Here is a 12,067-nt window from a genome sequence, read left to right on the forward strand (position 1 = left end):
CAGTTTTACGAAGAACTGATAGAAAGAGAAACCACAGAAATTAGTTATTATTGGTATTTAGGATTATCCTATCTTTTGCAAGGAAGAGAAGAAGAAGCACAAGCTACTTGGTTATTTGTCTTCACTCAAGGAGATGAACAGGAAACCGAGTCATGGCTGCTAGAATTAAGCAATATTTTAACTACCGAAGCTAACCGACAAATAGAGTTAGAAAATCTAGAAATCTCTTGGTTAATTCGTAAACATCTACAGGAAATTAATCCCAGTTATCTCGATAATTTACTGCACTTAACCCTCGTTGAAATTAAATTAAATAGATTTGATCCTCAACAACTGCAAGAATGGCAAATACTAGAATTAATTACTCAGGGTTCAGTTAACTCTCAATTATTGGAACGGGTAGTAATTGCCGTCATACCTTACACCCATAAATATACCATAGAATTAGTTCGGTTAAGTTTACCCTATCTGTCGAATTCTTTAAAACTTCTGGATCATATTTTAAAAATTACTCGTCAGGTAGCGTTTCAAAAAAAACTACCTCTTTATTCGGTAGATTTGGCGGAAGCTTTTCTTCCCCTTTATCCCGAAAGTTGGTACTTACAAGTTAATTTATTTTGGTTTTATATCTCTTCAGATGACTATGACAAAGCAATAAATTTAGCAAATAAGTTGAAAAAGAAAAGTCAGACAATTGATTTGAAAATGTTTAGTCAATCTCTCCTCTTTAATGGCTCTTTACGATCCTCAAAATGGAATGATATCCCTAGTATTTGTCAAGAGTATAAACACTTAATTAGAGAATTTATAGAACAAAACCCCCAAGATATACATCCCTTAGTTAGAGAAAATTTACTAACAGTTATGAATCCGATTTCTTACTATGAAGATAACCCGAAAGAGAATCGACCGCTTTTAAGTCATATTGGTAGTTTTTTTCAAACAACCTACAAAGAAATGCTGGGTTTTCAAGAGGAAAGTTTTGACAAACCCAGAGAAGATAATCCCGATAAAAAACTTAAAATTGGTTACATTTCCCAAAGCTTAAAAAGTCATCCCGTGGGTTTCTTGAGTCGTTGGACTATCAATTATCACAATCGTGAGCAGTTTGATATTCACCTTTATATGGTGAGTCAACCTGTGGATGAAATAACTCAACAATGGTTTTCTAATCCCGCAGATAAAATCTATCATGCTACTGCTGATTCCCTAGCAACCTACCGCAAAATTAAAGAAGATAACATCGATATCCTTGTGGACTTAGATAGTGGTACCGGGGCAATCGTTGCCCCAGTTATTGCCTTAAAACCTGCTCCTATTCAAGTTAACTGGTTAGGTTTTGATGGTTCCGGTTTACCCGCAGTAGATTATCTTTTAGCGGATCCTTATGTACTACCAGAAAATGCCCAAGAATATTATCAAGAAAAAATCTGGCGTTTACCTGATGCTTTTGTCGCTGTGGATGGTTTTGAAATAGCCGTTCCTACCCTGCGAAGAGAAGATTTAGGTATTAATAATGATGCGGTTATTTACCTAAGCTCTCAAACGGCAATTAAGCGTAATCCGGCGATGATTCGCTTACAAATGCAAATCCTCAAATCCGTACCTAATAGTTATTTCCTGATTCAAGGAGTTGCTGATGATAATTCTCTCTGGGATTTATTCTGTCAAATTGCCGCAGAAGTTGGGGTAGAAACTAATCGAATTAAGATGCTTCCTATCTATCAGACGGAAACCTACAGGGCAAATTTAGCCATCGCTGATGTGGTTTTGGACACCTATCCCTTTAACGGTGGTACAACCACCCTAGAAACCCTCTGGATGGGAATTCCTCTGGTGGTTAAAGTGGGGCAACAATGGTCATCACGCAACGGTTATACTTTAATGATGAATGCGGGAATAACTGAGGGTATAGCTTGGAGTGATGAAGAATATGTGCAGTGGGGAATTAAGTTAGGATTGGATAAAAATTTAAGAGAAGAAGTCCGTTGGAAACTCCGAAAGTCTCGTCATACATCTCCCCTCTGGAATGCCAAACAATTTACCAGAGACTTAGAAACTGCTTATCAACAAATGTGGAATATTTATTGTCAATCTTAGCGGATAAAAACTATGCAATGGCATCAAGACATACAAACCCATTTAAACAACAATAATTATCAACTGGTGGTGCAGTTTTATGAACAATTAATTGACAACAATTCTCTGGTAATTGAGGATTATTTTTATCTAGGATTAGCCTATCTTTTACAAGATAGAGAAGAAGACGCGCAAGCTACTTGGTTACTGGTGTTGAGTCAAGCAGCCGAATCAGAATTATCGGGGTGGATAGAAACTTTAACTCAAATCTTAGATGCAGAGGCAACCAGACAAGAAAATTCCCAAAGACTAGAGACAAGTTATCTAATTCGATGGCAGCTACAAAATCTTAATCCTAGTTTTTTAAATAATCTCCTGCATCTGATGGAATTAGAAATACAATTCCAAAATTTTGCGATGGAAAAGTGCAATGATTGGTGTGTATTTGAACTGTTAGAGAATACAGCTACAGCAGCAGTTAATCTTGATTTACTGCTGCGAGTGACGGAAAAAGTTTTAATCTACCCCTGTACTAATACCATCCACTTTTTAGAATTAGCAGCCTTACATATCAATAATCCAGAAATAATTGCAGCCAAAGTTATTTCAGCAATTGTCAATTATGCTTATCAACAAAAACAAAGTGTATTTGCCATTAATTTAGTAGAACTTTGTTTGCGCTTTCTACCAGAGTATTTATACCTACAAAATAGTTTGTTTAATCTTTATAAAACCACCACTGTTGACTATAAAAAAGCCCTAGAAATTGCCGATAATTTTTATAAAAGTTGCCAGACAACTACTGAAAAGCTGTTCGGAATTTCTCTAGTGATTGGTATTTTACAAGCTAAGGGAGACTGGGGAAATTTACCTAAATTTATTGATGAATTAATCCAATTAATCGAGGGACAAATTAATGCCAAACAATTTAATGCACCTCCCTTTATTATCGACTCTATTTTAGGAGTTAGTAGCTGTCTTCCCTACTATCAAGATAATCCGAAAATTAATCGCTATTTACAAAGTAAACTAGCGGAAATTTTTCAAGCAAATGTAAGAACCCGCTACCACTATATTGCTCCTGTTTATTCTTCAAAATCTCCAGCAAGAAAAATAAAAATTGGTTATATTGCCTATACTCTCCGTCGTCATTCTGTGGGTTGGTTAAGTCGCTGGTTATTTCACTATCATAATCGAGATAAATTTGAAATTTACACCTATTGTGTCAACCAAGCAGCGGACGAAATGACTGAAAAATGGTTTAAAAATAACTCAGATTATAGCTATAACTTGCCCGCAAAAATTGAACAAATAACTGCCCAAATTCGTCAAGACAAATTAGATATTTTAGTGGATCTTGATAGCTTAACTAATAATACAACTTATCTAGTAATGGCCTTAAAACCAGCACCGATACAAGTAACCTGGTTAGGATTAGATGCGTCGGGAATTCCTGCTATTGATTATTTTATTGCTGATAACTACGTTTTACCCGAAAATGCTCAAGAAATTTATTCAGAAAAAATTATCCGACTTCCTAACTCTTATTTATCCGTGGATGGTTTTGAAGTGGGTGTTCCCACTAGGAGAAGAACTGATTTAAATATTCCCGATGATGCTATTATTTATCTGACCGTGCAATCGGGATTAAAACGCAACTTAAACATGATTTATCGGCAATTGCAGATTCTCCAACAGGTTCCTAATAGCTATCTTTTAATCAAAGGTTTTGCCGACAAAGAAACCATTCGAGAATTATTTCTCAAAAGTGCCGACGAATTGGGAATTAGTCAAGATAGATTAAGATTTTTGCCCAATGATTTCAATGAGGAAACCCATCGCGCTAATCTAGGAATTGCTGATATAATTCTCGATACCTATCCCTATAGTGGTGCTACCACAACCCTAGAAACCCTCTGGATGGGGATTCCTTTAGTCACTAGGGTTGGTGAACAATTCGCAGCCCGCAATAGCTATACTTTTATGAAAAATGCTGGCATTAGTCAGGGTATAGCTTGGAGTGATGAGGAATATGTGCAGTGGGGAATTAAGCTAGGATTGGATAAAAATTTGCGGGAAGAAGTCCGTTATCAATTACGTCAATCTCGTCATACATCTCCCCTCTGGAATGCCAAACAATTTACCAGAGATTTAGAAACTGCTTATCAACAAATGTGGAATATTTAGGGTGCATCTCATTTTTGTCAATCTACTAAGTTGGGATTTTTAAGGGAAAACTCTCTTTTAAAATTGGGCTTTACTTCCGATTTTATCGCTCAATCCAAGCTTTTGGGGGGTAGAACCCCCCAAACCCCTAGGGTTGATTCATAGTAGGGTTGATTCATGAATCAACCCTACCCAAACCCCCGTTGGGGGCGTGGCGCCGCCCCCAAACCCCGGAGCGCATTAGCTTTTCGGTGGGCTGCTTACAGGCAGTTATTAATACATTTGTACGCATTTGAGAGTGACTGATAATTGCTGATTGTCGGTATTTTTGCAAATGTTGAGATGCAGCCTTCCTACCTTCTCCCCACACCCCACACCCCACACCTTTTAAAAAGAATCTAGTTTGACTCACTCGGTTTCACCGGTATTATGACCACAGAGATCATAATAGCTACAGAAACTGCACGATTAGATACCAAAGTCCCCCACAGATAGAAGATAATCAATATTTATCAGTATTGGAAGCCTTCAGCATGGTTCATTTAACGCCCAATCCTAGCTATAGTCTAAGTCTCAAGATAGAAATCCCCAATCAAGCGGGAACCTTCGCTTCTGTCCTCAATGCGATCGCCGATGTCGGGGGGAATTTAGGGCAAATTTCTCTGATCGAACGCAATTTAAAGATTAGCACCCGCGAGGTGATGGTTGATGCCGCTAGTACCGACCAAGCGGAACAGATTATCGCCGCGGTTAAAGCTCTACCGGATGTTAAACTGCTCAAAGTTTCCGATCGCACCTTCGATATCCATCGTCGCGGTAAAATCTCCATTGAAAGTCGTATTCCCCTCACCTCCCAAGATGACCTGGCCATGGCCTACACCCCCGGAGTTGGTCGCATCTGCACCGCTATCGCCCACCAACCAGAACAAGTGTATTCATTGACGATCAAGGGCAACACCGTCGCTGTAGTTACCGATGGTAGCGCAGTATTAGGATTAGGAAATCTCGGGCCAGAGGCTGCCTTGCCGGTAATGGAAGGGAAAGCGATGTTATTCAAGGAATTCGCCGGAATTGATGCTTTTCCCATCTGTTTAGCCACCCAAGACCCCGAAGAAATCATCGCAACCGTCAAAAGAATCGCTCCGGTTTTTGGGGGTATTAACCTAGAGGATATCGGCGCTCCCCGCTGTTTTGAAATCGAGAAACGTCTGCGAGCGGAATTAAATATTCCCGTTTTCCACGATGATCAACACGGTACAGCGATCGTTTCCCTGGCTGCCCTGATTAATGCCCTCAAATTAGTCAAAAAATCGCTTGATACAGTCAAAATCGTCATTAATGGTGCAGGTGCAGCGGGAATCGCCATCGCTACTCTCTTTAAAACCGCAGGAGCTACAGATATAACCCTCTGTGATTCCCTTGGCATCCTCTCCCAACAACGGGACGATTTAACCCCAGAAAAACAAGCTTGGGCCGTGGCCGCCACTGGTAAGCTAGGGGATGCTCTTAAAGGCGCTGATGTCTTCTTGGGGGTGAGCGCACCGGGGGTATTGACTCCCGAAATGGTCAAGGGAATGGCTAAAGATGCGATCGTGTTTGCCATGGCTAATCCGATTCCCGAAATTCAACCGGAATTAATCAATGATTTAGTGGCCGTGGTGGCTACCGGACGCAGCGATTATCCCAATCAGATTAATAATGTTCTCGCTTTCCCTGGATTATTTCGCGGGGCCCTGGACTGTCGCGCTAGGGCCATCACCGATAATATGTATCTGGAAGCGGCCAAAGCGATCGCTTCTTTGATCAATCCTGCTAATCTTGATCGAGAGAATATTATTCCCTCGGTTTTTGATGGTCGTGTAGTTACGGCTGTGGCCGCCGCAGTTCAACACGCTGCTCGTCAAGATGGAGTGGCCGGGGAATAATGTAATTATCGTGCAGGAGGGTAAGTGAACCGTGAAACCGATCGATGATATTCCCGAAGCTTTGCGGGACAACCAGTACAGAAAAACTACTAATCCTAATGGTCTCATAGCGATCGCAAGCGGTTTACTTGCTCTGATGGGAACCGGCCTAATTGCCATAGCAGTCTTGAATCGTCCCCCTGCTACCGTACAAAAACCGGTTATTAACCCATCACCCCCCATTAAAGCCACTCCTAGCCCCATTGAGAACATTTTAGGTCATTTACCCTATCAAGAGGCCCCGGAGACGGAATTAGCCCCCATTACTGGGGATGGTGCTATGCGTTTAAGGAAACCGGCAGCCAAGGCTTTTATCCAGATGCAGAGTGACGCGAGAAGGTCGGGGGTGATTTTAATGCCGATTTCCGCATTTCGATCGAAAGCAACCCAAGAAAAGCTCTTTTTTGAAGTTAAAAAACAACGCAATCAGCAAACCCGCAAACGAGCAGAAGTGAGCGCACCTCCGGGTTACAGCGAACATCATACCGGTTATGCGATCGATATTGGCGATGGTCGCGCTCCCGCAACGAATTTAAGTAGCAGTTTTGCTAATACTGCCGCTTTTCGTTGGTTGCAAAATAACGCTGCCCAGTATAGTTTCGAGTTATCTTTCCCTGAAAATAATCTCCAGGGTATTAATTATGAACCCTGGCACTGGCGTTTTGTCGGGGATAGTCACAGTTTAGAAACTTTTTATAAAGCCCAACAATTAGGAAAACAAAAATAAGATAACCTTATCGGCAATTGCGTCCTGTAGGGGCGAAGCATTCGGACAATAACCTATCGCTGAAACCAGAGATTTTCTATCCGAATGCTTCGCCCGTACTTTTTCAATTTTTTAGAAAACCTAACAATTAGGAAAACAAAAATAGGATAACCTTATCGGCAATTGCGTCCAGCATTCGGGCAATAACCTATCGCTGAAACCAGAGATTTTCTATCCGAATGCTTCGCCCGTACTTTTTCAACTTTTTAGAAAAGCCAACAATTAGGAAAACAAAAATAGGATAACCTTATCGGCAATTGCGTCCAGCATTCGGGCAATAACCTATCGCTGAAACCAGAGATTTTCTATCCGAATGCTTCGCCCGTAATTTTTCAACTTTTTAGAAAAGCCAACAATTAGGAAAACAAAAATAGGATAACCTTATCGGCAATTGCGTCCAGCATTCGGACAATAACCTATCGCTGAAACCAGAGATTTTCTATCCGAATGCTTCGCCCGTACTTTTTAAATTTTTTAGAAAACCTAACAATTAGGAAAACAAAAATAGGATAACCTTATCGGCAATTGCGTCCTGTAGGGGCGAAGCATTCGGACAATAACCTATCGCTGAAACCAGAGATTTTCTATCCGAATGCTTCGCCCGTACTTTTTCAGCAGACCCTAAATATTGCCGTAACGCACCAACAGAAAAAGTTTTTTATGTGTTAGCAAAGCGCGTAACACATCCTACACCTAATGGCGGGGGGTTGTGGACATTTCTAACGAGAGAATCTGGCAGCCAATCGATTCCGTTGCCAATTTTTCAGAGCTAGTCCCACTATATTGCTTATAATTGAAGATATTAAAAGCGTTAATCCGGATTCCTTCTCGAACTAACAGACAGCATCAATGATTGACTGGACTCCCTATCTCAAATCAATCTCGGACTCGGAAAAGTACGCCCAATGGGAGACATTTTACACCCTCACGGACGTAGAGGGAAAAACACGCCCGTCGAAAACTGCACCTTTGCTAAGGGATTTGTGGGTGCAGACGATTGAAAAAGAACCAGAAAACCCGCCAGAAAGACCAGAAAGACCAGAAAGACCAGAAAAAACCGAAAGATTCACAGTTTTAGATGGTTTACGCAAGTATGCCGCTAATCACGTTCTTTTAAAAGGTCGTCCCGGTTCAGGAAAATCGACCGCTTTAGCCAGATTATTATTAGAAGAATCCGTAGCGGTGCAAAGCTTGCGCCTAAATCAACAAAATCAAGCTAAAATCATTCAAATTCCCATTCTCATCGAATTACGCTTGTATGAAACCTCAATTCTTGATTTAATTTTACAATTCCTGAAACGCCATAAATTAATTATTGATAGTAATACCCTAGAAAGTTGGCTGTTAGAAAATCAGAATTTTAGCCCATTATTATTATTTGATGGTATCAATGAATTGCCCTCAGATACTGCACGACGGGATTTAAAAAACTTTCGCCAGCAGTATGCAGAAATTTCGATGATTTTCACCACAAGGGATTTAGGCAGCGACGACTTAAACATTGAAAAAAAGCTGGAAATGCTGCCCCTGAGCGAAGCACAGATGCGGGATTTTGTCAAGGCCTATTTGCCTGAAAAAGGCGAAGAAATGCTTAAACAGTTGGGAAATCGTCTCAAGGAATTGGGAGAAACTCCCCTACTTTTGTGGATGCTTTGTTCAGTCTTTGATAATAATCAGAACAAAATTCCTGCTAATTTGGGCTTAGTTTTCCAGATTTTTACAGGAATTTATGACAAGAAATTAAAAGCAGATGTTCCTACTTACCAAGAATCGCGGGATTGGTGGCGAGAATTGCTGCAATTGTTAGCGTGGAAAATGACCCAAGGGGAGTCAAAAACCGAGATTCAGGTGGCTATTTCCCGAACAGAAGCAGAGGAAGAATTAAGCAAATTTATCAAAAATAAAGGATTCCCAGAATATTACAGTAAGCAGTGGTTAAAGGATTTACTGAAATATCATCTAATTCACCTAGAAGGTAATGATAAAATTGCTTTTCGCCACCAACTGATTCAAGAATATTACACGGCTGAGGAATTAAAGAAAAAGTTACCCCATCTCAGGGATGAGCAGTTACAGTGGGACTATTTGAATTATCTCAAATGGACGGAACCTATGGCGTTGCTGTTGGGGTTATTGGATAATGAAACCCAAGCAAAACGGGTGGTTAAATTAGGGTTAGAGATTGATTTAAAATTAGGAGCGAGGTTAGCAGGAGAAGTCAACTTTAAGTTTCAAAAGCAGACAGTGGGGTTAGTGCTTGGGTTGGATGTGCCGAAACGGTTTAAGGTGGAGTTATTGGGATTAACAAAGTCTAATGAAGTTGTTAATCAGTTGAGTCAAGCTTTAAAAGACTCTGATGGGGTTGTTCGTCGGAAGGCAGCCTCCGTTTTAGGTAATAAGCTAAACGGCGCTTAACCTGCATGATCCAACAGCTATAACCCTTTTGGAGTCTATATCGGTGATCCGAAGTAAAAGCCGTTTAGCTTATTAGCCCAGAAACAGCCATTGCGGAGTTACTCAAGGCTTTAGAAGACTCTAATAGCGATGTTCGTAGGCGCGCAGCCTTAGCTTTGGGTAAAATTGGCTCGGAAACAGCGATTCTGGGGTTACTCAAAGCTTTAGAAGACTCTGATGAGTATGTTCGTAGGAACGCAGCCTTCGCTTTGGGTAATATTGGCTCAGAAACAGCCATTGCGGGGTTACTCAAGGCTTTAAAAGATTCTGATGAGTCTGTTCGTGGGAACGCAGCCTTCGCTTTGGCTAAGATTGGCTCGGAAACAGCCATTGCGGAGTTACTCAAGGCTTTAGAACACTCTGATAACGCACTCGAGGCCTTGACTGAGATTGAGACAGAAACAGCCATTGCGGGGTTACTCAAGGCTTTAGAACACTCTGATGAGGGTGTTCGTGGGAACGCAGCCTTCGCTTTGGGTAAAATTGGCTCAGAAACAGCCATTGCGGGGTTACTCAAGGCTTTAGAACACTCTGATGAGGATGTTCGTTGGTACGCAGCCTTCGCTTTGGGTAAAATTGGCTCGGAAACAGCTATTCCGGGGTTACTCAAGGCTTTAGAAGACTCTGATGAGTTTGTTCGTAGGAAGGCAGCCGAGGCTTTGGGTAATATTGGCTCAGAAGCGGCGATGACTGAACTTATCAAATGCCTGAAAAATCCTGATTTTGTCACATTAAATGATGACGATACTCTCTATCTAGCTAGAGAAGCACTAGACACAATTCAAAACAAACTTAAATACTATCACCCCCTCCCTGAATCTATTTCTTACTCCACTCAATCCCCAACCTCTGAAACCTCATCTATTACCTATGATTTAAGAGGAGCTACCATTGGCAATTTAGCTCATAATGTGCAAGGAAACCAACAGAATTATCCCCAGCAACCTAATAACAATAACCCAGAGGAAAAATAACATGGTTCAGCAACTTAATAACACCCAAATCGCCATCAATACTTTATTGAATAAACTCAACGATTCTCTCCCCCAGATCCGCGCTAAAGCTGCCGAAGCCTTGGGCAAAATTGGCAATAGCAGCCTTGCCGATACCTTAGTATCCCATTTAATAGGAGAAAATGATCTTAATGTTCGCCTAAATCTGATTCGAGCTTTAGGAGAAATTGGCAATGAATCCGCAATTCCTTATCTAGCTTCCTACTTATCTGATACTAATCCCGATATTCGGATAATCACGGCGGAATCTCTCGGAAAAATTGGTGGTGAAAAAGCAATATCCTATCTCATTCAATCCCTACAAGATACGGAAGTAAAAGTTCGTGTCACAGCCACAATTGCTTTAGGTGAAATTGGACTAGAAGATGTTATTCCTGATCTAGTAAATGTTTGTTACGATGAAGATGATAGCGTTCGTTTCAGTGCTGTTGATGCCCTCGGCAAAATTGGCTCTCGTTATGCAGTAAACTGATATGAAATTGAGTACAGAATCCCTCGATTTAATTATCAGAACTCTTGCCAAAAGACTATTCACAGACAAGAACCCAAGTATTCGGATTAAAGCCGCTCAATCCTTATTTTGATCCCCCTAAATCTCTCTTTCTAAGGGGGACTTGAATTCGACGTATCGCTTTCATTCAGAGAAATGTTCTCAGTTTTGCCATTATGGATGCTATAATTAAGTAGGTAGGCGTTAAAAGTTGTCAGATCCCCCCGCCTATCGGCACCCCCCTTATCAAGGGGGGCAGGGGGGATCGAACCTAAAATCCATTTTTAATTTAATTATAACCAGCTACTAATAAATGTGAAATGTAGGCAAGATAGGGGTTTTGTGGCTTTTCTTGCGAAACAGGTGCAAGATTTTGAGAGAATCGTGCTTCAAAACCTTGCGTCTTCATCGTCCCGCGTCCTGTAGGGGCGAAGCATTCGGGCAATAACCTATCGGTGAAACTGGAGATTTTCTATCCGAATGCTTCGCCCGTACTTTTTGCCGCAAACCCTAATTATCATCAGTAATCTTCAATCTTTTAATCCTATGTCAGAAACTCCTAAATATGACCTTCGTGGAGCAAATATTGCTAACTTTGCCGATACGGTGCAAGGAGATCAAAAAGCAGTTCAACATAATTACGCCACACCCCAAAATTTAGCCGAAGCCGTCCAATAAATCCAACAACTTATCAGCCAACTCACCCAAACTTATCCCACTAATACCGAAATTGAAAAACAAACTTTTGTCGCACAAGTTGACGCAGAAATCCAGAAAAATTCTCGCCTAAGAAGCATTTTAATCACGGGAGGAATTGAATTAATTAAAGTCCTCTGTCCTCCCCTCGGTATTCCCATTGAAATGGGTAAAAAATGGCTAGAAACTGCTAATTTAAGTGAGTAAACCTAGAGGTTTAATAATCTTTTAATGATAGAAATCCCGAAGTCCGCCGCTGATGCGTTTCATTTTTGAATTAGCACAATTATAACCATAAGTCAAGCTTTTTTGATGATAATTAGGGTTTGCTGAATAAATTTGAAATGTAGGCAAAGTAAAGGTTTTGGGGCTTTTCTCGCTCCCACAGGTGCAAGATTTTGAGAGAATCGTCGTTCAAAACCTTGCGTCTTCATCGGCC

At 40.9% G+C, this 12,067-nt stretch carries 6 protein-coding genes and 1 pseudogene; all 7 read left to right on the forward strand.

Going from position 1 to position 12,067, the window contains the following annotated elements; all coding sequences use genetic code 11:
* Positions 1 to 2,100, forward strand: a 2,100-nt coding sequence (locus EWV66_RS09150; RefSeq protein WP_287108151.1) for an O-linked N-acetylglucosamine transferase, SPINDLY family protein, incomplete at its 5' end; no start/stop codon positions are given.
* Between the two features lie 12 nt (positions 2,101 to 2,112).
* Complete coding sequence (locus EWV66_RS09155) at positions 2,113 to 4,266, forward strand: O-linked N-acetylglucosamine transferase, SPINDLY family protein (RefSeq protein ID WP_287108153.1); 2,154 nt, start codon at positions 2,113 to 2,115, stop codon at positions 4,264 to 4,266.
* Positions 4,267 to 4,778: 512 nt separating this feature from the next.
* Complete coding sequence (locus tag EWV66_RS09160) at positions 4,779 to 6,170, forward strand: NAD-dependent malic enzyme (RefSeq protein ID WP_185237445.1); 1,392 nt, start codon at positions 4,779 to 4,781, stop codon at positions 6,168 to 6,170.
* A gap of 31 nt (positions 6,171 to 6,201) precedes the next feature.
* Positions 6,202 to 6,936: a M15 family metallopeptidase gene (locus EWV66_RS09165; RefSeq protein ID WP_287108155.1), complete on the forward strand. Its 735-nt coding sequence runs from the start codon at positions 6,202 to 6,204 to the stop codon at positions 6,934 to 6,936.
* An 888-nt stretch (positions 6,937 to 7,824) separates the two neighbouring features.
* Positions 7,825 to 10,403: pseudogene (locus tag EWV66_RS09170) on the forward strand (HEAT repeat domain-containing protein).
* 1 nt (position 10,404) lies between these two features.
* Positions 10,405 to 10,914 (forward strand): HEAT repeat domain-containing protein, encoded by a 510-nt coding sequence (locus EWV66_RS09175; protein WP_052275314.1) that lies wholly within the window; start codon positions 10,405 to 10,407, stop codon positions 10,912 to 10,914.
* Between the two features lie 498 nt (positions 10,915 to 11,412).
* Positions 11,413 to 11,610: a hypothetical protein gene (locus EWV66_RS09180; protein WP_260441277.1), complete on the forward strand. Its 198-nt coding sequence runs from the start codon at positions 11,413 to 11,415 to the stop codon at positions 11,608 to 11,610.
* The last annotated feature ends 457 nt before the right edge of the window (positions 11,611 to 12,067 follow it).

This window comes from Microcystis sp. M_OC_Ca_00000000_C217Col (assembly GCF_007095585.1).
GTDB lineage: Bacteria > Cyanobacteriota > Cyanobacteriia > Cyanobacteriales > Microcystaceae > Microcystis > Microcystis panniformis.